At 59.6% G+C, this 23,826-nt stretch carries 20 protein-coding genes and 1 tRNA gene; 9 read left to right on the top strand and 12 right to left on the bottom strand.

From position 1 onward, the window contains the following. Nucleotides 1–6: 6 nt before the first annotated feature. Nucleotides 7–1,602, bottom strand: coding sequence for a lysine--tRNA ligase (locus CBB62_00105; protein OUT42556.1), 1,596 nt, complete (start codon nucleotides 1,600–1,602; stop codon nucleotides 7–9). Between the two features lie 162 nt (nucleotides 1,603–1,764). On the opposite strand from CBB62_00105, the gene CBB62_00100 reads away from it, so the two are divergent. After that, the gene (locus CBB62_00100) at nucleotides 1,765–4,647 is read left to right on the top strand and encodes a hypothetical protein (GenBank protein OUT40814.1); all 2,883 of its coding nucleotides are present in this window, start codon (nucleotides 1,765–1,767) and stop codon (nucleotides 4,645–4,647) included. Nucleotides 4,648–4,705: 58 nt separating this feature from the next. On the opposite strand, the gene CBB62_00095 is transcribed toward CBB62_00100, so the two are convergent. The 3 genes from CBB62_00095 to CBB62_00085 form a co-directional block, all read right to left on the bottom strand. Further along, a complete protein-coding gene (locus tag CBB62_00095; GenBank protein OUT40813.1) occupies nucleotides 4,706–5,347 on the bottom strand; it encodes a hypothetical protein in 642 nt (213 codons plus the stop codon). Between the two features lie 244 nt (nucleotides 5,348–5,591). Continuing rightward, a complete protein-coding gene (locus CBB62_00090) occupies nucleotides 5,592–6,368 on the bottom strand; it encodes a hypothetical protein (GenBank protein ID OUT40812.1) in 777 nt (258 codons plus the stop codon). Between the two features lie 164 nt (nucleotides 6,369–6,532). Next, nucleotides 6,533–7,519 carry a transporter gene (locus CBB62_00085; GenBank protein OUT40811.1) on the bottom strand — a complete coding sequence of 329 codons (987 nt, stop codon included), beginning with the start codon at nucleotides 7,517–7,519 and terminating at the stop codon, nucleotides 6,533–6,535. Between the two features lie 236 nt (nucleotides 7,520–7,755). Between CBB62_00085 and CBB62_00080 the strand changes: the two genes are divergently transcribed. Continuing rightward, a complete protein-coding gene (locus CBB62_00080) occupies nucleotides 7,756–8,193 on the top strand; it encodes a hypothetical protein (GenBank protein ID OUT40810.1) in 438 nt (145 codons plus the stop codon). Nucleotides 8,194–8,200: 7 nt separating this feature from the next. On the opposite strand, the gene CBB62_00075 is transcribed toward CBB62_00080, so the two are convergent. Further along, a complete protein-coding gene (locus CBB62_00075) occupies nucleotides 8,201–8,818 on the bottom strand; it encodes a hypothetical protein (GenBank protein OUT40809.1) in 618 nt (205 codons plus the stop codon). Between the two features lie 87 nt (nucleotides 8,819–8,905). On the opposite strand from CBB62_00075, the gene CBB62_00070 reads away from it, so the two are divergent. From CBB62_00070 to CBB62_00055, 4 genes are all read left to right on the top strand, one after another. Then, nucleotides 8,906–9,313 carry a hypothetical protein gene (locus tag CBB62_00070; GenBank protein OUT42555.1) on the top strand — a complete coding sequence of 136 codons (408 nt, stop codon included), beginning with the start codon at nucleotides 8,906–8,908 and terminating at the stop codon, nucleotides 9,311–9,313. A gap of 122 nt (nucleotides 9,314–9,435) precedes the next feature. After that, complete coding sequence (locus CBB62_00065) at nucleotides 9,436–10,734, top strand: hypothetical protein (protein ID OUT40808.1); 1,299 nt, start codon at nucleotides 9,436–9,438, stop codon at nucleotides 10,732–10,734. Nucleotides 10,735–11,038: 304 nt separating this feature from the next. After that, on the top strand, nucleotides 11,039–12,280 hold the full coding sequence (locus CBB62_00060; GenBank protein OUT40807.1) for a Rossman fold protein, TIGR00730 family: 1,242 nt from the start codon (nucleotides 11,039–11,041) through the stop codon (nucleotides 12,278–12,280). A gap of 30 nt (nucleotides 12,281–12,310) precedes the next feature. Beyond that, nucleotides 12,311–13,495, top strand: coding sequence for a hypothetical protein (locus tag CBB62_00055; protein OUT40806.1), 1,185 nt, complete (start codon nucleotides 12,311–12,313; stop codon nucleotides 13,493–13,495). A gap of 34 nt (nucleotides 13,496–13,529) precedes the next feature. Here the strand turns inward: CBB62_00055 and CBB62_00050 are convergent, their stop codons facing one another. The 4 genes from CBB62_00050 to CBB62_00035 all read right to left on the bottom strand — a co-directional run bounded on the left by CBB62_00050 (nucleotide 13,530) and on the right by CBB62_00035 (nucleotide 18,655). Continuing rightward, complete coding sequence (locus CBB62_00050; protein OUT40805.1) at nucleotides 13,530–14,375, bottom strand: hypothetical protein; 846 nt, start codon at nucleotides 14,373–14,375, stop codon at nucleotides 13,530–13,532. A gap of 123 nt (nucleotides 14,376–14,498) precedes the next feature. Further along, on the bottom strand, nucleotides 14,499–15,920 hold the full coding sequence (locus CBB62_00045) for a hypothetical protein (protein ID OUT40804.1): 1,422 nt from the start codon (nucleotides 15,918–15,920) through the stop codon (nucleotides 14,499–14,501). Nucleotides 15,921–15,970: 50 nt separating this feature from the next. Next, nucleotides 15,971–16,510, bottom strand: a complete 540-nt coding sequence (locus CBB62_00040; GenBank protein ID OUT40803.1) for a translation initiation factor IF-3 — start codon at nucleotides 16,508–16,510, stop codon at nucleotides 15,971–15,973. A 216-nt stretch (nucleotides 16,511–16,726) separates the two neighbouring features. Continuing rightward, entirely contained in the window at nucleotides 16,727–18,655 is a 1,929-nt protein-coding gene (locus CBB62_00035; GenBank protein OUT42554.1) for a threonine--tRNA ligase, read from the bottom strand. A gap of 307 nt (nucleotides 18,656–18,962) precedes the next feature. On the opposite strand from CBB62_00035, the gene CBB62_00030 reads away from it, so the two are divergent. Further along, nucleotides 18,963–19,427 carry a hypothetical protein gene (locus CBB62_00030; GenBank protein ID OUT40802.1) on the top strand — a complete coding sequence of 155 codons (465 nt, stop codon included), beginning with the start codon at nucleotides 18,963–18,965 and terminating at the stop codon, nucleotides 19,425–19,427. A 3-nt stretch (nucleotides 19,428–19,430) separates the two neighbouring features. On the opposite strand, the gene CBB62_00025 is transcribed toward CBB62_00030, so the two are convergent. Both CBB62_00025 and CBB62_00020 read right to left on the bottom strand, forming a co-directional pair. Further along, on the bottom strand, nucleotides 19,431–20,507 hold the full coding sequence (locus CBB62_00025; GenBank protein OUT40801.1) for a hypothetical protein: 1,077 nt from the start codon (nucleotides 20,505–20,507) through the stop codon (nucleotides 19,431–19,433). Nucleotides 20,508–20,594: 87 nt separating this feature from the next. Beyond that, complete coding sequence (locus CBB62_00020; protein ID OUT40800.1) at nucleotides 20,595–21,860, bottom strand: hypothetical protein; 1,266 nt, start codon at nucleotides 21,858–21,860, stop codon at nucleotides 20,595–20,597. Between the two features lie 199 nt (nucleotides 21,861–22,059). Here CBB62_00020 and CBB62_00015 point away from each other — a divergent pair, with 199 nt between their 5' ends. Further along, complete coding sequence (locus CBB62_00015; GenBank protein OUT42553.1) at nucleotides 22,060–22,830, top strand: alpha/beta hydrolase; 771 nt, start codon at nucleotides 22,060–22,062, stop codon at nucleotides 22,828–22,830. On the opposite strand, the gene CBB62_00010 is transcribed toward CBB62_00015, so the two are convergent. Beyond that, on the bottom strand, nucleotides 22,751–23,134 hold the full coding sequence (locus CBB62_00010; GenBank protein ID OUT40799.1) for a hypothetical protein: 384 nt from the start codon (nucleotides 23,132–23,134) through the stop codon (nucleotides 22,751–22,753). The two genes, CBB62_00015 and CBB62_00010, sit on opposite strands and share 80 nt — an antisense overlap. Nucleotides 23,135–23,344: 210 nt before the next feature. Between CBB62_00010 and CBB62_00005 the strand changes: the two genes are divergently transcribed. Then, nucleotides 23,345–23,434: transfer RNA gene (locus CBB62_00005), tRNA-Ser, on the top strand. Nucleotides 23,435–23,826 lie beyond the last annotated feature (392 nt).

Genomic DNA, 23,826 nt, shown 5'->3' with positions numbered 1-23,826 from the left:
GTCGGATCAGGCGGGTACGGTTGCGGTCAATTCACCGGCAAGCGCCTGATTTATCAGGGCTTTGGTTTCCTTGATGCCGTAGAGTGCGACAAAAGAACCAAAGCGCGGGCCCTGATCCTGACCGAGCAGGGTCTGATACAGCGCCTTGAACCAGTCACGCAGGTTCTCGAACCCGTGGTCCTTGCCGATCGAATAGATCGCGGTCTGGATGTCCTCGGCCGAGGCATCGGCAGGCAGTTCGTCCAGCGTTTTCACCAGATCGGCAAGTGCCGCCCGTTCCTTCTCATCAGGCGCACGATAGGCTTTCTCGGGCTTCACGAAGTCCTGATAATAGGTGACGGCATATTCGGCCAGCCGATCAAGGAACGGTGCGGTTTCCGGCGTTGCCTCGGGTGCATAGCGGGTGATGAAGCCCCAGAGTACGCCTTTCTCCTCGGCATTCACCACGGAGGCGAGGTTGAGCAGGATGGCAAAGCTCAGATGATTGCTGGTCTTTGGCGGGTTACCGTTATGAATGTGCCAGACCGGGTTTTCGATCTGTTTGTCCGCAGGCTCTTCCGGGAATTTCTCACAGAAGGTGAGATATTCATCGACCGCTTTCGGGATCACATCGAAATGCAGGCGTTTTGCCTGTTTCGGCTTCTGGAACATATAGAGCGCAAGGCTCTCATCCGGGGCATAGCGCAGCCATTCCTCGACCGAGAGGCCATTGCCTTTCGATTTTGAAATCTTCTGGCCCTGCGCATCGAGGAACAACTCATAGCTGAGGGTTTCCGGTGGTTTGGCACCCATGACGCGGGTGATTTTGCTCGACAGGCGCACGCTCTCGATCAGGTCCTTACCGGACATTTCGTAGTCGATGCCGAGGGCATACCAGCGCATCGCCCAGTCGGGCTTCCACTGCATTTTCACCTTGCCGCCGGTGACCGGCAGCTCGACTTTTTTGCCGTCGACATCTTCAAAGACGATGGTGCCAGCAGACGGATTGGTTTCCAGCATCGGCACCTGCAGAACCTCACCGGTGGTTGGTGAGATCGGCAGGAAGATCGAATAGGTCTCCCGTCGCTCCGGCCCAAGGCTCGGTAGCATCACGCCCATGATCTCGTCATAGCATTCAAGTGCCCGACGCAGGGCGTCATCGAACATGCCGCTCTTGTAGCAGTCGGTGGAGGAGTAGAAATCATACTCGAAACCGAACTGGTCGAGGAACGACTGCAGACGCGCATTGTTATGGCGACCGAAGCTGTCATGGGTGCCGAACGGATCAGGCACCACGGTCAGCGGCTTGTTCAGGTGCTGACGCAGCAGGTCCTGATTGGGCACATTGTCCGGTACCTTGCGCAGGCCATCCATGTCATCGGAGAAGCAGATCAGCTTGGTCGGCAGATCGGAGATGCGCTCGAAGGCACGGCGCACCATTGTGGTACGAACCACTTCGCCGAAGGTGCCGATATGCGGCAGACCCGATGGACCGTAACCGGTTTCAAACAGGACCTTGCCGCTCTTCGGCGGGTTCTTCTCAAACCGCTTGGCCAGCTTGCGGGCTTCCTCAAAGGGCCAGGCACGGGCATTCAGGGCGAGATCTAGGTCAATTTCGGTCATGATCATTCAGATGGTTGATAGGGTTGATTGGAAAACGCGATATTCCGCTGCATTGCTTTACCGGTCAGCGGGCCTTAAGGCTAGCGCTGTATTTACTCTTCGTTTGGTGTTTCGTCCATGGGGCAGCTCACAACAGACAATTCGCTTGCGGATAGTTCGCTGATGACAGCGCTGGCTGCCCTGCCTGCGATCATGCTTGGCGCGCGTGATGCCTGGGTACGGGAACCCGACGGCAGGATCGCCACCATGCCGGTGCCACAGGCCCGGCAGCGGCTGGCCAAGGCACCGCATCTGCTCTGCCACCACAAGGCGATGGCCCGCCGCCTGAACATACAGGCGGTGGAGGGTTATGATCTGCTTGAGCTGTTTGCCTTCATTCGCCCGGCGCAATTCTGTCTGCCGACGGTGAAGGGGCTGGCGGCGGCGGCGGACATTGTGCTCGACGACCCGCAATCGGTACCGGCGCAACTGGCCGCGATGCCAGAGATTGCTGCCAGCCTGATTGATGAGCTGGCCGCACCCTTGCGCGCCGACCGTGAGGATGCCGCTGCGATTGCCTTTGCCATGGCCGAGGGCGGTTGGCCGTGGGGCAAGCTGATCCTCGACCATCTGGAGATGACCGCACCGCCGGACGGGCCGACGCTCTATCGTGCCTTTGCGGTCTGGCAGAAGGCCCCGGAATGGGAAGACCTGTCGCCACCGCCACCACCGGGACAGGAACCGGTGGACCCGCCTGCTGCCCGTACCCAGCTCGACCGGTTGCTGGCCGCACGTGGCGGGGAGCGGGAAGCCAGACCGCAGCAGGCGGATTACGCCAGTGCCGCCGCTGCCGCCTTTCGCCCGCGTGAGGCCGAGGGACGACCGAACATGATCCTCGCCGAGGCCGGGACCGGGGTTGGCAAGACGCTCGGTTATCTCGCCCCCGCCAGCCTGTGGTCGGAGATCAATGACGGGCCGGTCTGGATCGCGACTTATACCCGTAACCTGCAACGTCAGATCGATGATGAGCTGACCCGGCTGGATAGTGTGGTGCCGCCCGAGAGTGTGGTGGTGCGCAAGGGGCGGGAGAATTTTCTCTGTCTGCTCAATTTCGAGGAAGCGATCCAGCGGATTGCCACCACCCCGCGAAATGCCGTGCCACTCGGCCTGCTGACCCGTTGGGCGGCGGCCAGCCGGGATGGGGCGATCATTGCCGGTGATCTGCCGGGCTGGCTCGCAGACCTCGCCGGGCGCGGACGCACGCAGGGGCTGGCCGACCGGCGCGGTGAGTGCATCTATGCCGCCTGTCAGCACTACCGGCGCTGTTTCATCGAACGCAACACACGGGCGGCGAAACATGCGCGGCTGGTGGTCGCCAATCATGCGCTGGTGCTCTATCACGCCGCTACAGCGGCGGCGGAGGCGAGCGATGCCGGACCAACCCATCTGGTTTTTGATGAAGGCCATCACCTGTTCGATGCTGCCGACAGTGCCTTCGGTATTGCCCTGACCGCACAGGAAGCGAGCGAACAGCGGCGCTGGCTGCTCGGGGCAGAAACCGGGCGCGGCAGCCGGGCGCGTGGACTTGCCAAGCGGGTCGAGGATCTGCTCGCCGGGGATGAGGAAGGGCTGGCCGCTCTCGAAGATGCGCAGCAGGCTGCCCGTGCCCTGCCCAGTCAGGGTTGGCAGAAGCGCCTCAGCGATGGTGGGCCGAAAGGTGCCGGTGAGCAGTTCTTCGCCACCCTGCGTGAGCATGTCTATCGCCATGCCGGTGGCAATGACAGCCATTACGACCTTGAGGCTGCACCCTTGCCGATGGAGCCAGTGGTGATCGAACAGGCACGGGGCTTTGCCGCGTCACTCGGACGGCTGGTTGATCCGCTGAATACGATCAAGCGGCGGTTGTCGCGCCTGCTTGATGAGCGCGCCGAGGATTGGGACAGCGACACCCGCCAGCGGGCCGAGGCATTGGCGCGCAGTATCCAGCGCCGGGTGGAACAGACCTATCGTCCGTGGCGCATGGGGCTGATGACCCTGATCGATCTGGCCGAAGCGGCAGCACGGATCAGCAATGACAACACCGCGAGTGGCGATACCGCCCTTGAAGCCTCAATGGCCGAGGAGAAGTTCGTCGACTGGTTTGCCGTAACCCGCCGTGATGGCAATGACGTGGATATCGGCTATCACCGGCACTGGGTCGATCCGACCGAGCCGATGGCCGAGGCAGTGCTTGCGAACACTCACGGTGTGGTGGTGACCTCGGCCACGTTGACCGATCCGGGTGCCAGACCGCCGAAGGATGCGCAGGAAAGCGATGATGAGGCGGATAGCCGCTGGGCCAGTGCTGCACGGGTCAGTGGGGTCAATCATCTGCCCGGTGAGCCGGTCAGGGCGCAGGTGCGCTCACCGTTCAATTACCCGGAGAATACCCGCGTCTATATCATCACCGATGTAAACAAGAATGACATGGCACAGGTGGCAACCGGCTACCGCGCCCTGTTCGAGGCATCGGGCGGTGGTGCGCTCGGCCTGTTCACCGCGATCCAGCGGCTGCGGGCGGTGCATCAGACGCTGGCCCCGGCAATGGAGGCAGCGGGACTGCCGCTTTATGCGCAACATGCCGACGGGCTGGACCCGGCGACGCTGGTGGATATTTTCCGGGGTGAGCGCGATGCCTGCCTGCTCGGTACCGATGCCATTCGCGATGGGGTCGATGTGCCCGGCGATGCCCTGCGGCTGGTGGTGTTCGACCGTGTGCCATGGCCAAGACCAAGCCTGATCCATCGGGCACGACGACAGCGGTTCGGCGGACAGGCCTATGATGACGAGTTGATCCGCCTGCGGTTGCGGCAGGCGTTCGGGCGGCTGGTGCGCCGGGCCGATGATCGCGGTGTCTTTGTCATGCTCGACAGTGCCTTTCCATCCCGCCTGCTCAATGCCTTCCCGGAAGGGGTGGAGCCGGTCCGCAGCGGTCTTGCCGATGCCATTGCCGGAGTGCGGGAATTTCTGGGGACTGGCAAGGCTGTTGCGAACACTTCCGGTAGCAATGCCAATAACCGGGCATAAAAAAACGGGCCGCAACCGAAGTCACGACCCGTGATTTTTAATGAAACCGTTAAGGCAATCAGTTGAGGCGCAGGAACTGCGCAACAGCGGTTGCGGTATCTTTCTGGCGCAGCAGGCTGGCAATGCGGGTCTTGTCCAGTGGCAGCCATTCTGAAGGCTCGCCATGGCTCAGCATTTCCATCGTTGCTTCACCGGCATTGTCACCGCCGATGGCGATGATGAGACGGCACTGCATACCGGTGGTCTGGCTGCCGATAACCATGGTCTGATGATCGGCATCGTCGCCGGACAGATCAAGGCGGGCAACCCAGCCATAGGACTTGCGCAGGGCGTCGTTCAGCGCGCTGCCGAACTGTGCCCACATGTCTTCGGCTTCGCCGTTGTTGCGGGCATCGTTTGCTGCGGTTTGCATTTCGACGACAAATTCGCGAACCGGCTGTGGCTCGCCGACCTGTTGCCAGGTACCGGCTTCGCTGCGGCGCTGGACGGTGATGGTCCATGGCTCTAGATCACGCCGGAGGGTCAGACGGGTATCGTCACCACCGAGGCGATAGAAGGTTACGGCGCTGTCATTGGCTGGCTGGTAACCGTTCTCGGTACCGGGCAGATAGCCTTGACGGCGGAGGAAACCAGCGAGTGCGGACATGAACTGTCCGGTTTCGTTGGTCGTGGATTCGAGGGGGCGTGCTAGGTTCATCATTTGCCGCGGTTGGGTGTTCCGGTCAGAGCGACGATTATACGGGCGTGCAGGTTCGGGCATGCGCCGCTGGGGAGCGTGAAAGTAGTTCGGGAGAGTTTGCATTGTTCTCTGTTTCTGATAGTGCGCGTCATTACCTTCCCTTCATCCCTTTCGGGAGTTGCAAATAGCGGTTGGGGAGAAGGTTGCCGCTTGTTAATTTTTTAGTGTGACGGTTTCATTGCGTCCCATGTGAGACAGCGTTTTATTAGCGGTTCGTCAAGAAAGTTGCGACAGCATCTCGTAAACTTTTCCACACTGTTGCGATAGTTTTACCACTTGATGCGCGAGATGGTGTTTTTAAGAAACTTTTGAAATATTTTTCGGCATTTTCGTCAATTTTATTGGCAAACAATTCTGACAGTGAAACGCCGTTTACAAAGTTTCCGTCTTCCAGAAGGTGACAGCGCTGGGTCGTGCGGTTGACCCGCAACTTCCGGCCATCAAGAGTCGGATCGAGTGATGAGACGCGCAGCACCATGTTCTGTGCCGGTGCCTGTTCGCTGTTGCCATCCCAGTGGCAGAAGGTATCCGCACGGGACTGTTTCAAGCGGGTCAGCATGAGGCCGAGTTGGCGTACCGTGTGCTTGACCGGGCTGACGCTGTCAACATCGGGACCGTCGCACAGGAAGCCGGCAATCGAGCCGTGCCACATGATGCGCCAGTCGGTGCCGTCATGGCGCTCGACGGACAGGACATTGCCCTGCTCGCCCTGCTCCCAGCGGGACCAGACAAGCCGGTGGCTGGCATCGCCAACCAGATAATAGGTGTCGTGGCCGTTGTTGCCGACCAGCGTGCGGGTATCGCAGAGATAACCGAGGGCGGCGATACGGGCTTCGACAAGGTCCTGATCCCGGACATTGTCGTTTACATTGATATGAGTGGTCGTGGTGCGCGTGTTCGCACTGCTGCTGTCGATGTCCATTCCGAACATCGTGAACTGATCCGGCGACGCGTCGACTGCTACGGCTGGCATGGAAGCCATCGTTTGGGTCTCCTTGACTGTTGTTATACCGGTTCTGCGCCATCGACGGGGCTGCCGCTTAAATCGGGGCGGCCCGGGGGAGGGATAAACGCAAAACCAAGTCTCTGTTTATTTCTTGGTTCTTTTTATCGTGGCGACCCGCGTTGGGGCCGCCTTGTTGAGCGTCACCCTGCCACCGCTTTTTGAAAGACGGGAGCCAAAGCTATCAAAATTCCCGAAAGAGTCATGATTGATAGCACCGTGGACACAAGGATTGCGGTCGATGTTTCGCCCACATGTATCTGATAACGCTGGGCAACCACGAAGGTGAGCGCCCCTGTGGGTAAGGCGGCGAGCACCAGCGCCGAGGCCCGCCAATAGGGGTCCATGGGGAAGAAGCAATCGATCAGCACCAGTGTCACGATCGGTTGCAGCGCCAGTTTCATGACCGAAACCCAGAAGGCATTGCCGAGCCCTTCCTTCAGGTTCTGACCGGCGAGAAACAGGCCGATGGCAAACAGGGCGCAGGGACCGGCAGCAGCCCCCATCAGGTCACCGAACCGCTGGATCGGGTCCGGTATCGGCAGCTTGATAAAGGCGGCAATCAGACCGGCGACCGAAGACATGATCAGCGGGTTTTTGATCAGCGACTTGCCGATGCCGAGGGCGACCTTGAGCTTGGAATGATCGCTCTTGCCCAGTGCTTCGAGCATGATGATGGCCACTGCGACCATCACCGCGCTCATGATCACTGTGGCGATGATTACCGGTGCAAGGTTGCTGTTGCCGACCAGCGCGATGAACAGCGGAATGCCCATATAGCCGGTGTTGGAGAAGCTGGCATTGAGCGCCATCATGCTGGCGTTCTGGCCGGTGGTGCCGGGCAAGTCCGGTTTGGTGGTGCGGGGCCAGACGACCCAGCCGATCGCCAGCGTCACCAGATAGGTCAGGAATAGCCCGCCGAGAAAGGCGGCCAGAAACGGTCCGTTGAAAATATCGCTGAGCGGTGCACGGGCAAGGCCGAGGAACAGCACCGGCGGCAGGGAAAACCAATAGACAAACTGGTTCAATGCCGTACTGCCGTCGCGGCCAAGCAGACCGGCACGGGCGGCAATCCATCCGGCAATGATAATGGCGAAGACCGGGGCGACAACGTTGACGACTACATCCATGATGCGAAGGGGTTACGTCGCCGCGGGCCATCCGGTCAAGAGCATATGTGCTCATATGAACTTGCCTCGATAGCTCGCAAGGTGTCGGTTTTGCAGCATGAATCATGATTTGCTGATTGAAACCGGTCATTACGGCTCATATCTGTTGTTAAAGCGTGCTATGACCATTCGCGTCCGGCTGCTTTGTCCAGTTTGGTTTTATCCCGCCTTTATCATTGTTCAGGACCGTTTCCCCAATGTCAGACAGCTCAACAATCGGTATCCACCGCGCGCTCATCTTTATCATGGTTGTCACATCGGCAGCCGATGGCGATATGAGTGACCGTGAATTGTCGGCCATCGGAGAGAGCATCCGCCTGCTGCCGGTTTTTGCCGATTTCGATACCGACAAGATCGCGCAGATCGCCAATGAATGTGTCGACCTGCTGCAGGAGGAGAGCGGCCTCGATACGGTTCTGGGCCTTGCCAAGGCTGCGCTGAACCCATGGCGTTTCCGTGAGACGGCCTATGCGCTTGCCTGCGAGATTGCGGCCATGGACGGTCCGCTGACCAATGAGGAAAACCGTCTGCTCGAACTGATCCGGATTGAGCTGGAGCTTGGCCGCCTGTCCGCGGCAGCCATCGAGCGTTGTGTTCGTGCGCGCCATACAACGGTCGAGAACGCCAATCGCTGAGGCGATACTACGGTTCTATAAAATCCTTGCCACAGGCGCGTTTCAGCCTGTCCAGAGCCGTGCCCTGATGCTGGCTGCCTGATCGGCACAGCTCCCTGAAATCCGCCTTGGTATAGCGCCGCTGATGCCAGTCAACGCCTGCCGGTGGCATGGGCGCGTCGGACGTGGCGCAATGGGCGGCGACGGTGGCGAAGACCTCTACCGCCTTGCTGTAGATCAGGTCGCCGACATTGTAGAGATCGGGCATATCCGGCAGGGCAAAGCGCGAGACGGCAACAATGGTGCCGGTATCGACGCTGGCGGCCATTTCATGGGCGGTAATGCCGTATTCCCCGGCTTCATCCCAGATCGCGAAGCTTTCGGGGTAGGAGCCGGGATATTCTGGCGGGCCGGGATGGATATTATAGGGCGCGGGGCCGAGCCGATCGAGTATCCGGGCCGGCACGATAATGTCGGTCAGGAAAGCAATGATCCGGGTCTCCTGTTCCCGCCCGTCCAGCGCCCGTTCCGCATCGCCAAGGGTCAGGGCATGGCTGACCGTCAGGCCGGGATTGCGGCTGGTCAGAAACTCGGTGAAGAAGGGTGCCTCGCGATTACCGGTCAGCAGCAGGATATGGTCGGGCATCTGGTAAAGAAATCAGGCGGTCGATATGCGGTTGATGGTCTATGAGACTGTTTCACCATGTCTGACATTGTCCTGAAGGGAACGCAAATGACTAACGCTGCCAAACCTGCCCGCCGCCGTATTTCCTCCGGCTCCACATTCGAGACGCAGATCGGCTATTCCCGTGCGGTGGTTGAGGGCGACTGGATATTTGTCTCCGGCACAACCGGCTTCGATTACAGCGCCATGACCATTGTCGCAGATGCCGCCGGACAGTGCGAACAGACCTGCCGGAACATCGAATCGGCCCTGCGGGAAGCGGGTTCGAGCATGGATGATGTGGTTCGTGTCCGCTATATTCTGCCCGACGCTGCAGATTTTGAAGCCTGCTGGCCGGTGCTTGGCCGGTATTTTGGCAAGGCGCTTCCGGCGGCCACAATGTTCGTCGCCGGGCTGCAAGACCCTAGAATGAAAATAGAAATCGAGGTCACGGCTATTCGCCAGCAGGGCGAATAGGGTTCCCGGACGTGGCTGACTGCTCGCTGCCTGTGGATGGTCTGGCGGTCTGGTCACTGGCTTTGCCGGTTTCGGCCTTGCTACCCTGACGTCATTGGTCGGGTGCCCTTTGGTGCCCGCATATGATTTTCCGCAGTCAGGTCACAGCAGTCACTTCTATGGCAAACCTTATCAATGGTCTCGGCGGCGTCGCCGGTTTCGGATATGGCACTCTGGGGCGTGTGGATGACCGGTCCAGCATGGCAATCGATCTTACCCCGATCGCGCCGAACGGGCTGAAATACAACAACACGCTCTATTACAGCCTGTTTGTGAACGCCAATGGCTCGGTGACCTTTCAGGAGCCGCGCCCGGACTACACGCCGGAACCGCTCGGCGACAATCTGGCCAATCCCGAAATCACGCCGTTCTTCGCCGATGTGGATACGCGACTGGCCGCCGGCATTACGGATCGTGGTCCGGGTACGGTCGCAGCGTCACCCGGCGGCACCTCGACCGGCAGCAACCAGATCTGGTTCGATTACGATGTGCCCGGCACCCGGTTCATCGTTACCTGGGACGATGTTGGCTATTTCTTCAACAACAGCGGGAAGGTGAATGCCTTCCAGCTGATCATCGACGCCAAGGGTGGCCAGAACTTCGATTTCGAGTTCCGCTATGAGGCGATCAACTGGACCACGGGCGATGCCTCCGGTGGTGTTGATGGTCTTGGTGGTACCCTTGCCCGTGCGGGCTATGCCACCGGTCGACCAGACGGGTTTCTGGAGCTGGTCGCCTCGGGCAATCAGGAAAACCTGCTGAACCTCGACAGCGATCCCGGCAATTTCGGTGAGCTGGGCGTCTGGCGCTTCAGTGTCCGGGATGGGGCGGTTGAAACCCTTGATGACCGGATTGAGGGAACCGAAGGCAGCGATTTCATCGAGGGCGGTGCCGGGTCGGATACCATCTTCGGCGGTGGCGGTGCCGATATCATCTATGGCAACACCCGTGAGGACATGATTTACGGCAATGCCGGCAATGACCAGCTGTTCGGTGGTCAGCAGGATGACACCATCTTCGGCGGGCAGGGCAGCGACGTGCTGTTCGGCGGCAGTGAGGATGATTTCCTGTTCGGCAACAAGGAGAATGACGCGCTCTTTGCCGGGGATGGCGATGACACCCTGCATGGTGGGCAGGGGACCGATACCCTCATCGGTGGCAGCGGTGCCGATGTGTTCATGCCTAGTATCGACATCGACATCATCGCCGATTTTGAGCTTGGCGTAGATGTGATCATGACCAATGGTCTCAGCCTGCCTGATCTATTCCGCCTGATCTCCGCCGGTCCGACCGGGGAGACCCTTGTACAGTTCGACAATGGTGGCGGTTTCCTGATCGAGAATGTGGCCTATCAGGACGCCAGTATCCTGATGTTCGTCTGACCCTGCCCTGTAGCACCCGACAGTAGCCTTGATAACCGGTGTTTCCACCGGTTTTTGCCATGCCCTGCCGCAAGGAAGAATCCTGCATTCCGCTTAAATTTCACGTGTTTGCAATATCTCTGACATCGAGTTTTCCCATAACTTTCTTACACCGGTGTTACAAAAGACCTGAGCAATGTTGTTGCCAGGCGCCATTTGGTCAAATTCGTTGTCGATAAACGTTTTCGTCTCTGCTCCTTCTGGTACCTGACAACAAGATCGCATTCCTGTCTTGATATTGAGTAACCGGCGGTTCGATCCGGTTATGGTTGTCGGAGCATTTATGAAGGATGTCATTGTCGCCGGTCGCGTACCGGAAGGGGTAACGGAAAAGGATCTGTTTGGCGGTGTCTCGCACAAACCGCTGCTCGATCTGCCCCACGACTACGATATGAAAACCGCGCTGGCCCCGCATATTGAACGGGCTGACGGTTTTGTTGTCCTCCCCGGTTCCGACCCGCTCCTGACCACGTCCCTCTTGATCGGCTACCAGTTCCAGAACCCGGAAGTGCGCGGCAAGCCGATGGTGATCTATTCACCCGATGACAAGCCGAGCCCCTATGTCGAACTGATCCAGACCCTGCGCGAGCGTGGCTTTGTCCACCAGCCGGAAGAGCAGTTCTATACCGTTGCCAAGACCATCGCCGAGATCCCCGAGAAGCTGAATAACGGCTTCGGTGTGCCATCCGGTCCGAAGGTCGAGGGTCATGAGGATGACCCGGTCTATAAGGACCTCGTTGATCGCATCAACCGCGAGGGTGCCAGCAAGACCCGGCCCGAGCGTAATGTCGCCGTGTTCTGCTCGGCCTCGAACAAGAACCCGCATTATCTCAACATGGCCCGTGAAACCGGTCAGATGCTGGCTGATAACGGCTATGGCATGGTGTTCGGCGGTTCCAACGTCTCGATGATGGGTGAGGTTGCCGCCGGTGTACACGATCGCGGTGGCTATGTGACCGGTGTGACCATCCCGCTGTTCTTCGGCAAGGAAGTGCAGGCCGATCAGGACAAGATCGACATCGACAATATCCGCATCGTCTCAGACATCTATGAGCGTATGCACACCATGATCGATGAGTCCGATGCGCTGGTGGTCCTGCCCGGCGGTATCGGCACTGCGCAGGAAATGCTCGCGGTCATGCATATGCGCGATCAGGACCCGGAACTCGCGGCCAAGCCTGTCGTGCTCTACAGCGAGGGCGGTTTCTGGCATGGCCTGCAACAGATGATGGAAGAGTACGGCTATAAGGAAGGCGTGCACTTCAATGTCGTCGATAACCAGAAAGACCTCAACAAGGTGCTTGATGACGGCATTCCACCGGCAAATAATGCGAAACCGGCTGGGGACACCCCGCCAACGGCCAAGCGTCTTGCCAGCGGTCCCGATATTGCGCCGCTGCGGCCCCGTAATCCGTCAGCCAATGGCCGTCAGCCCAAAGATCCAAAAGCGGACCGCCGGACATCGGCCCGTCCGGTCGAGGCTCCCCGTCAACGTCGGGCGCCTTGATCTTCTGTAACAGAGTGATACCATTCCAATATGGCTAACGTCCTGATTTCCGGTACCAAACCAGAAGCCATCACCGCCGGACAACTGACCGGTGAGCGGCGACACAAGCTGATTGGCGATCTCCCGGAAGACTACAAGTTTGAAACCGAACTCGAGCCCTATATGCGCTCAGCCGATGCCTATGTGTTCATGCCCGACGCCGACCCGTTGCTTGCCATGTCGGTGCTGGTCGCCAAACGCATTGAGCCTGACACCTATTGGAACAAGCCGGTGGTGTTTGTCGAGGAGGACGGCAAGCGTCATCCGATCGCGGCATTGTTCGAGGATCTCTCGGCCCGCGGCCTCGCCAAGGAAAAACCGGCAGAGGTGTTCACCATCGCCAAGGGCATCGATCAGGTGCGCGATGTGATCGGCAAGGTAACCGAAGCGCCCAAAGCTGCTGCTGACACTTCAGCCAATACCGGTGATCTCGCGACCATCCAGTCGGATGAGAAACGGCCGGATACCATGATTGCGGTCTATTGCTCGGCCTCAACCAAGAAACCGGCCGATCTGGCATTGGCGGCGGAGGCTGGCAACAGCATCGCCCAACGTGGCTGGGGCATTACCTATGGTGGTGCCAATGTCTCGATGATGGGCGCAGTTGCCTCGGCAGCGCGCAATCTTGACGGCTATGTGCTCGGCGTTGCGACTGCCAAGGTGTGGAAGCACAACCGCGAACTTGATCCTGACAACACCGATATTCCGATGAGCGAGTTGAAGCTCACCGATGACATCTATCTGCGCATGAAGGAAATGTTCATGCCCGAGGCTGGCAAGCCGGTGAAGGGCGTCATGGTGCTGCCCGGTGGTGCCGGATCGGCGCAGGAAACCCTCGCCATGCTCCAGCTGCGCAAGGCAGAGCCGGTGTTCAAGGATGTGCCGCTGGTGCTCATCAATGCCGATGGTGTCTGGGATGGCCTCGCCAAGGCAGCCAAGGCCTATGGTCTCGAGGAAGGCAAGGACTTCCACGTCTATCCCGATGTCAAAAGCGCCATGCCGTTTTTGGATAAGGCCGTGGCAGCACTTGATGCCCGTCCCGACTGGCCGGTCAGCGATATTGATCAGGCCGCAAAAAAGTTGGGGGGCTGGCGCTCTGACCGTCGTCCGGCGGCTGGCCCTGCATCAGACATCGACGCACCGGCAGCCAAGCCCGGCGATCAACCGGCACCCTGAGCGTTACAGCTTACGTTTCATAAACAGATGGTGATTATGCCTGCCGCCCGGGCTTACGCGGGCCGGGCTGGTCATTGGCGACCGGGGCCATTTTCGCCGGTGCATCGGCTGCGGGCGGGATATAGCCACCCTTGCCCAGCGCCTGCAGCTCGGCCTGTGCCCGCACGCGGGCAAAGTGATCGACCGTGGGGTCGGCCCATTTGAACTCGCCCTTGGCCGCCTGTGTGAGGCTGGAGTCGAGGGTCAGCAGATGGGTTTCCACCGGGCCGCCGATCTCCGGCTTGCGGCTGTCGAGGATACGCTTGCCGAGCATGGTGTCGCTCGACCAGTTCTTGGCAAACCGCCCGAACATCGGTGACGGATCATCCGGGTCGAGGGAGTTGGTGGTCGAGACGAACAGCCCCACCCCCTGTTCGGAGATTTTCCGGGCACAGCGTGGGCAGCAGAAATTGGTGGCATAGACGCCGAGATGTTCCGGCGGTACCGCAGGGGCCTCACCCTTCAGGACCGAACGGGCGTAACCGTCCAGCGCTCGCTCCTCGGCATGGGCGACACTCTTGTCCTTGAGGTCGCGATCCTGTGCCATTTCCGCCTTGCTCATTTCGACACCGGAGGCGAACTGGTTGCTTGCGACCGAGAGGATGTCGCCATTGCGGCGGTCAAAGACCACGGCGGAGAATTTCGAGGTGCGCTGGGAACTGGTCTCGCGCTCGGCCTCGGCGGCAGCAATGATCGCGGACATGTTCGGGATTGTTTCGGGCTTCTTGCGCCGCCAGCCGTCGAGATCGACCGGCACATCATCATCACGTTTGGCGGAACCGCTCGCACCGCCATCGGGTGCATTGCGCAAGATCACAGACTGTAAGTACCGAATGATCATAATCACTCTTACTGTGGGTGAGGCAGGGCCTCGGGAAACAGATGATACCTTAAAAATGTTTCAAATTCGTGTCGGTTCACGCGAAAGGGTTGTTTTTATTAGCCTTCTATTATCAATCTGGTGTCATCGGGTGAAAGCGGCAACCAGTTCCGTCTCCACCGACCACTGGAACTGGTCCACCGGTTGCACGCTGGTCATGTGGTAGCCGCCCTCGATCAGCAGTCGGGCGTCGCGGGCGAAGGTGACGGGATTGCAACTGACGGCGATCACCGTCTGCACCGTGCTGTCGGCCAGCGCTTCTGCCTGTGCCTCGGCCCCGGCGCGTGGCGGGTCGAAGATCACGCAATCGGTGCCTTTCAGCTCGTCGGCATAGAACGGGTTGCGGAACAGGTCGCGCGGCTCAACCATCAGACGGCTGCCGTAATCAACAGCGGCCTGCCGCAGGGCGGTCAGGCTGTCACCGGCCATATCGCAGGCGCTGACCTTGCGGTTCCGGTCCTGTGCCAGCAGCGGCAGGGTGAAGGTGCCGAGACCACAGAACAGATCATGGCAATAGGCGTTCTCGCCGGTAGCGGTAACGATGCGCATGACGGCGTCGATCAGGGCATCCTGTCCGGCGCTGGTCGCCTGTATGAACCCGGCGGCGGGCATGGGTGCCTGATGACCGGCGATGGTGATTGTCGGCGTTGTGAAGGCGGTGACGGTCTCCGGCGGTGCTCGGTGGCTTGAGCGCCATGACAGGCGTGGCCAGCCCTTGCGTTCGAGAAACTCCGGCAGATCGAGGCGCTCATCAAGACCCGGCTCACGCTTGCGGGTCAGGACAATGTCGAGGCCGTTATTGGTTGCCGTGACATGGCAGTCGGCCTGCTCACCAGCCTTAAGCGCAAGCGCAGCCAGTTCACGCAGATCGGGCAGGGCATCCTCGATCGCGCTCGCGGCAACCGGACATTCGGCAATATCGATCAGGCGATTGCTGCCCGGCTGATGCAGGCCGAGTTTGATATCCTGTCCATGGTGCTGAATGGCAAATTCCATGCGCCGCCGACCATGCTGGGCCGGATCATTGTCGCCCCACGCGGTTATGGCCGGGGCCAGAACATCCGTCGGCAAATCCTGCTGGATCAGCGCCCGGCGGACACGCTCTGTCTTGAATTCGGCAATGGCGGTCGGGGCTGCATGCTGCAACTGGCAGCCGCCACAGAACTCGAAATGGCGGCAGGCTGCCTGAACACGTTCGGGCGATGGCTCGATCACCCGGATCAGTTTGGCATTGGCAATGCGGGCCTCGCTGTTGCTGGTCTCAACCGCAAACTCCACCACCTCGCCGGGCAGCGTGCGCGGCACATGGCAGCGTATCTCTTCCCCATGGGCGTCGACCACAACATAGCCGTCACCACGGTCGCCGATATGGCTTACCGTGCCGATGACCGGATCGGCATAGGTCGGGTTATGGGTGGATTTGTTGCCGGATGGCTGGCGGTGTTTCCCGGCGGCCCGCGTTTTGTGACGCTGCCGCTGGGAACGGTGTTTGGGCGATTGTCGCACAGGGTGTCATGCCTCACCTGTTACAGGCCCCGGTTGCGGGGCAGGTAAGGTTAACGTGGTTGCAGAACCATGATGGCCTGACGCCCTTCCATTTTGGGCATCTGTTCAACCTTGGCGATTTCTTCCAGATCGTCGCGGATACGCTCCAGCACCTGAATGCCGAGATCCTGGTGCGCCATTTCACGACCACGGAACCGCAAGGTGACCTTCACCTTGTCGCCGCTGTCGATGAATCGGCGGGCATTGCGCATTTTGACTTCGTAATCATGGTCGTCAATGTTCGGGCGAACCTTGATTTCCTTGACGTCGGTGATCTTCTGCTTCTTGCGTGCTTCGTTCTGGCGTTTCTGCTGTTCGTAACGGAATTTACCGTAATCAAGCACCTTACAGACCGGTGGATCAGCCTGAGCGGCGATCTCGACCAGATCCATGCCTGCCTCATCAGCGCGGCGCATTGCTTCTTCTATATCGACGACACCAACCATTTCACCGTCGGCATCAACCAGACGGACCTTGGCATTGTCGATCATATCATTGACCCGCGGGCCGTCATGGCGCGCCGGGGCTTCATTTGAACGTGGTCGGCGGATGGATGTATCTCCTCTACTCGTGTGTACGACCGGAATTGTCTGGTCGGGTGCCTGTCACCCGGTTCCGGCCGGTTGCCCATAATGGGCTGAAAGGCCAGTGCATACGCGGAAAACCGCCCATACACCAGCCAAAGTTTGCGGACAATTTGCCCGCAAGGTTCAAAATCGCATTATACCAGTCTTAACGCTGCAATCCACGACTGGTTGCAGAATCAATCATTGGCCCCGTTTTTCCAGCGGCGACTTCGCCGCTTCGGTCAGGGCATCAAGCGCCTCATCGAGTCTCATGAACTTCTGGCCCTGTTCACCGAGTTGACGGAGAGCGACGGTACGCTCCTCGACTTCACGGCCACCGACGGCAATGATATTCGGTACCTTTTGCAGCGAGTGTTCACGGACCTTGTAGCCGATCTTCTCGTTGCGCAGATCGGTTTCAACCCGCAGGCCGCGTGCTTCGAGCAGCTTTGCGACTTCCTGTGCGTAGTCATCGCCCTCGGAGGTGATGGTTGCCACCACGACCTGAACCGGAGCCAGCCACAGCGGCAGCTTGCCGGCGTAGTTCTCGATCATGATGCCGATGAAGCGCTCAAGGGTACCGAGAATGGCCCGGTGCAGCATGACCGGACGGTGCTTGTTGCCATCCTCGCCGGTGTAATTGGCATCGAGGCGCTCCGGCAGCACGAAATCGAGCTGCAGGGTACCGCATTGCCATGATCGGCCAATGGCATCCTTCAGGTGAAACTCCAGCTTCGGACCGTAGAACGCGCCTTCACCCGGCGTGATCTCGTAAGGAAGGTTGGCAGCAACCAGCGCATCTTCAAGGCCGCGCTCGGCACGATCCCATGTTTCGTCGGTACCGGCCCGAACATCCGGACGGGTTGCCAGCTTGACCACGATATCGGTAAAGCCGAGATCTTCGTAAACGCTCTCCAGCAGGCTGCAGAAGGCAACGCTCTCGGAGGTAATCTGGTCCTCACGGCAGAAGATATGGGCATCGTCCTGGGTCATCTGACGCACGCGCATCAACCCGTGCAATGCGCCATGGGCCTCGTTCCGGTGGCAGCAGCCAAACTCGGCCATACGCAGTGGCAGATCGCGATAGCTCTTGATGCCCTGATTGAAGATCTGCACATGGGCCGGGCAGTTCATCGGCTTGATTGCCATGACCCGGTCGCCCTCGTCATCGACCGTAAACATGTTTTCGCGGAATTTCTCCCAGTGGCCGGAAGCCTCCCAGAGTGCGCGGTCGATCAGTTGTGGGGTTTTGACTTCCTGATAATCCGCTTCCTCCAGACGGGCGCGGATATAGTTCTCCAGCAGGCGATAGATGCGATAGCCCTTCGGATGCCAGAAGACGGAGCCCTGTGCTTCCTCCTGCAGGTGGAACAGGTCCATTTCCCGACCCAGCTTGCGGTGGTCGCGCTTCTCCGCTTCCTCGAGCATGGTCAGGTGCTCGGTCAGCTCGTTCTTGTCACGCCAGGCGGTGCCGTAAATGCGGGTCAGCATGGCGCGGTTGCTGTCACCACGCCAATAGGCACCGGCAACCTTCATCAGCTTGAAGCCTTCGCCGATATCGCCGGTGCTGCGCATATGCGGGCCACGGCACAGGTCGAGCCAGTCGCCCTGTTTATAGACGGTGATGGTTTCGGCATCGGGCAGGTCGCGGATCAGCTCGGCCTTGTAGGCCTCGCCCTTGTCCTCGAAGAATTTGATCGCCTCATCGCGGTCCCAGACCTCGCGCTCGAACGGAGCGTTGCGCTTGATGATCTCGCGCATTTTCGCCTCGATGGCGGGCAGGTCGTCAGTGGTGAACGGCTCGTTGCGGGCAAAATCGTAATAGAACCCGTTCTCGATCGCCGGGCCGATGGTGACCTGGGTGCCCGGGAACAGTTCCTGCACTGCTTCGGCCATCACATGGGCGGCGTCGTGGCGGATCAGTTCCAGTGCTTCATCGGATTTGCGGGTGATGATCTCGACATTGGCGCTGTCGGTGATCGGCAGATCGAGGTCGCGGATTTCGCCATCGAGCTTGATCGCCAGTGCCGCCTTGCCGAGGCTGGTTGCGATAGATTTCGCAAACTCACCGCCGGTAGTGCCTGATGTGATCTCCCGGGTTGCCCCATCGGGCAAGGTCAGGGTGATCATCGCGCCATTGCTTGCGGAAGCGGGGGCGGGTTTTACATCGGCAATCTCGGCCATAGGACTCAATCCGGTTAAAGTTCTGTCTTTGGGTTCAGGGGTCGTTGCCCGTCCGGCAATGCAACCATCCGGGACGACAGTGACACATAACGCGCCAGCGCCTGTATGGCTAGGGGGCTAGTGCATGGTTGTGTTGCAGATTCTTGTGGTATTGCGCCGCAGAATTGACAATCGGGCAGAAAACCCAACCTAGTATATTAGAAGACTGTAGTTCTGCCTGTTCCGGCGGACACCATTTCAGGACTGTATCATTATGCGCCTTACCCGCCTTGCCGCCCTGTTCTTCGTGGCGCTTCTGTTTGTTTTCACCACGCAACCTGCCTTTGCCCAGCAGAGCTTCCGAGGCGGTGATCCGGGTGATCTGCAGCAGCAGTTTCAGGTGCCGCCCCGGACCAATCTGTATAACCGCAATCAGGTGGTGACCTGTGTTGCTATCCGTGACGTGAAGAGCGTTGGCAGCCGGACCTGCACATATCGGTGCGAGGATGGCAGCTTCTATGACCGCGAGCAGTCCAGAACCAATGATTGCAACCCCTCTATTAGTGTCACGCTGGGGGAAATCCAGCGTCAGGCAACCGGTGAACCGCTGGAGCGATGCCGCCTACAGCGTCTCCGCCTTACCTCTGCGGATAAGATCTGCATCTATCGCTGCGGCGATGAAACGATTACACGATCCATTCCGACGACGCGCAATTGCGACCGCAATCTGCGTTACTGAGGATTATGGCGTCAGCGGTGCCAGTGTATCGGCCTCGGCATCGGGGTCGAGAACGCTGATAACCGCTTTCCAAACCTTGTCGACGCTGAGGCGCTCCAGATTGCCTTCCTGCAGGCTGGTGACCGATGGGCCGATCGGAGCACTCAGATAGGGTGACGAGGAGCCGGAGAACAGCACGATCGAGGGTGCACCGGCGGCACCGATCAGGTGCATCGGCCCGGTATCATTGCCGATAGCCACGGTTGCCAATCGACCGATGGCGGCGAGGTCAAACAGACTGGTCTTGCCGGTCAGGTTGATTGCCTCTGGATAGGCGGCGGAGATCTGGTTGGTGATCACCCCTTCCGAGGTGGTGCCGAGCAGAACCGGGGTCAGTCCCTCTTTCAGCAGACGATCACAGAGCGCGATATAGTGCTGTTGCGGCCAGCGCTTTTCCGGGCGGTGCGGGGCGCTGCCGGGCACCAGCAGAGCCATGCGCTCCGGCAGCTCAAAGGCCGAGATGTCGGTATTCATCCAGCTGACATCGGGCAGGGGAATGGTGTCGATACCGACCCCGGCCAGTTGCGTGCGGTGCCGGTCAAAGGCATGGCGGCTCGGCGGGCGCGGGTCTTCGAACGGGAAAACGGCGTTATAGGCCGAGCCCGACCACATGGGCGTCCGGCTGGGCCAGAACAGCCGGAAATAGATCGAGGTGCGGTCGTTGTTCTGCAGGTCATAGACCATATCGAACTGGCCGTTTCGCAATTCCTTGCGCAGGGTCAACCAGCGTCCCAGCTCATGCCAGTTCGGGCGGCGGTCGATCAGTATCTCGTCGAACAGACCGCAGCGGCGACCGATTTCGGCATAGGCGCTGGTGGTCATCAGCGTGATATGGGCGTCTGGATGCTTCTCCCGGATCGCCTTGAACGGGCCGAGGGCGATAATCATGTCGCCGAGCGCGCCGAGCTTGATCACCAGTATTCGCTTGGCCTGACCGAGTGCTTCCAGCATGGCCGGATCAGCGGGCGGAACACCGGGTTGTGCCGGGTCGACGGACGGGTTGTCGCCATGCGGGTTGCGGGGAATATCAATCGTGGCCATGGATCAGCAGTAAAAACAAACAGGATAAGGGGTGCAAATGACTAGCCGATAATGCACCGGAATGCCAAGCATGAAGCCGAATGGCTTCTACACGTCACTGTCATAGAGCATGGCGACCAGCAGCTCGTCATAGAGCGACAGGGTGGCATTGCACATATGGTCCTTGGTGTAGCGGTTCTGGATTGTCGCGATGCCGCGCTGGCCCATTTCCCGGAGCAGATGATCCGGCAGGGCGAGGGTGCGGGAGATGGCATCGGCCAGCGCATCCGGGTCATTGGCGGGCACAACCCAGCCGGTCTCGCCATGGGCGACCAGTTCCGGTGGTGCGCCGAGATCGGTGACAATAACCGGCTTGCCCATTGCCATGGCCTCGGCCACCGTGCGGCCAAACCCTTCGGGTACCAGTGACGGGCAGACCACGATATCGGCGAGGCTGTAAACCGCCGGCATGTCATTGGTGGCACCGACCAGACGGATGGTCCATGACAGGCCCAGCCGCTCGATCTGTTTGTTCAGTTCCCTGGCATAGCTCTGCTTGTCCTCGGCATCGCCGACCATCAGCACGGTCAGGTCTTCCCGACCGAGGCGGGCAATGGCATCAATCAGTACGTGATGCCCCTTGATCCGGCTGACCCGGCCGGGCAGCACAATGACCGGCATGTCGCTGGCAACCGACCAGTCCTGCACCAGTGTCTTGACCCGTTTGCTGCCAACCCGGTCCGGGTGGAAGGCACTGGTATCGACGCCGCGCGGGATGGTGCGCAGGCGGTGCGGGTTGATCTCATAGGTATTGGCCACATGCCCGGCGATATAGTCGGAGACCGCAATCACCAGATCGCCTTTGGCCATCACCGCGTTATAGGCGCGTTTCAGGGCCGAGGCATGGCCGTATTCGGCGTGGAAGGTGGTGAGGAAATGCACGCCGGTTTGCTGGGCTGCCTTATAGGCGCTCCAGGCCGGTGCCCGGCTGCGGGCATGGACGATGTCGACATTGTGCTTTTCGATCAGCGCCACCAGCCGCTGGATATTCTGCCAGATGGTGATCGGGTTCTTCGATTTCAGCGGGAGGGTGACATGCTTGACCCCGGCACGGCGCAGCTGCTTGACCATCGGTCCGCCGGCGGAGGCGACGATTGCCGTACCGCCTGCGGCACGCAATGCCTTGGCCACTTCGATCGTGCCGCGCTCGACCCCGCCCGAGGCCAGAGACGGCAATACCTGCAGCACTACCGGGCGGCCACTGCCGGACGGGTCCGGTATCTCCGGCGCCCGCCGCCGCCGGCGGCGCATCTTTGCCTGTGGCCGCTTGGGCTTCTGATTGCTGTCAGAGGAGAGTTGCCGGGCGTGGCGCATGAAAACGAAGCCGATGTTTGATGACGGTTGCGAGATCGGCTAGGACACATGGGCAATGATTTCCAAGTGCCGGATGACCTCAGCCTGATATTGGTTTTTACCATGAACCGGCGGCTGATGGCGGTGCAATTATACATTTTCGGCGGCTGGCGGTTTGCGCGCCGCTGTTGACATAAAGGACATACCGACCGTGACCAGCATTTCCGCGCCCAACTATCTGGAATTGGATGACAATCGCCGGATTGCCTATCATTCCCTTGCGGCCGATCCGGCCAAAACCGGCGGCAAAACCTTGCCGGGCGTGATCTTCATGGGCGGGTTCCGCTCGGACATGACCGGCACGAAAGCCGTGTTTCTGGAAGATTTCTGCCGGGCGCAGGGGCTTTCCTACCTCCGATTCGACTATACCGGCCATGGCCTGTCGAGTGGCGATTTCGCCGAGGGCAGCATTGGGGACTGGAGCCGGGATGCGATTGATGCGGTGGACCGGTTGACCGAGGGACCGCAGATCATTGTCGGCTCATCGATGGGCGGCTGGGTCATGCTCAATGTGGCGGTGGCGCGCCCCGATCGCCTGCATGCGCTGGTCGGTATCGCCCCGGCCCCCGATTTTACCGAGGACCTGATGTATGCCGCGATGAGTGAGGCGGAACGTGAGGCGCTGGTGCGCGATGGCCGGATCGAGCAGCCCAATGACTACAGCGACGAGCCATACCTGATCACCGAAAAGCTGATTGTGGATGGGCGCGCGCACCTGCGCTTACGCGAACCGTTACGGCTGACCTGTCCGATCCGGCTGATACACGGCATGCGGGATACCGATGTGCCTTACGCGATCAGTTTACGGCTGATGGATCATGTGGACAGTGAGGATGTTGAGGTCACGCTGATCAAGAGCGGCGACCACCGCCTCTCCGATGCATCCCCCCTGAACCGCCTGTCGCAAGTGATTCAAACTCTTCTACCTTGATCTTCGGCTTTTTGAACATCAGGGCCAGCAGCCAGAAAAAGATCATCAGGCCGAGCGGGGTGAACAGGGCCGGTGAACCAAGGAAGGGTTCGCCGTAATCGCGCCAGCTGCGTACGCCAAGTGTCGTGCGTCCCCAGTCGATACCGGCCAGCAGGCTGTCCTGACCGAGCATGATTTGCCAGAGCTGGGATACCGAGACCAGATCAATGGTGTCGGTTTCCAGATAGTACAGCAGGTCGAATGCGCCCACCGCTCCGGTTGCGAAGAAAAAAACCAGCCCCAGAAGGAAGAAGAATATCGCCATTTCGCCAGCGCCCGATGCGAATTAGGAATGCAGAATGTTGCAGTACGGTATGACGGTGCACGGTGTAACTGCAAGTGTTTGCTGGTACAACCGATAAAATCTGCAATTCGCGGTTGCCAAAAACACGCGCCGCGCATAGTGTCCCCACGCTTCGGCACGGACGGGCGCGCATTTGTTGCGAGTAGCGCCCGCAGATGACCGATTGCGCATGGTGAGGTGGCCGAGTGGTTTAAGGCGCACGCCTGGAACGCGTGTATAGGGGAAACTCTATCGAGGGTTCGAATCCCTCCCTCACCGCCATCAACCCACAGATACGGTCTTTGTAAATCTGGGCGCTCTGTAAGCAGCGGTTTTGCCGTGCTTATTCTGGCTGATACCTGTTCATGTACCGCTGTTTCTCATCCGGTCAGCCGATCTTGTGGCCGTTTGTGCTGCCCGGTCTCTGGCGCGTCTGCTGGTAGATGAGTTTGGGGCTTGTGCGCACGTTAACAGGGTAAATTTTTTATTTTGACCTGTTTAACGGCGATTTGGGTGGGTTTTTGACCCGGTTTCTGAGGTCATGCCCTTGTATTCATTGAATAATTCGGAACGGCCCTGTTTTAGGGTGTTTTGGGGGGCATAACAGGGACATTTTCCACCCATAACAGGGAACATGGTCGGGCATAACAGGTGCATATTGGGTATTTAATTTC

The sequence above is a fragment of the Micavibrio sp. TMED2 genome, from assembly GCA_002168225.1.
Taxonomy (GTDB): Bacteria; Pseudomonadota; Alphaproteobacteria; order TMED2; family TMED2; genus TMED2.
This window is presented reverse-complemented; position numbering and strand designations above follow the sequence as displayed.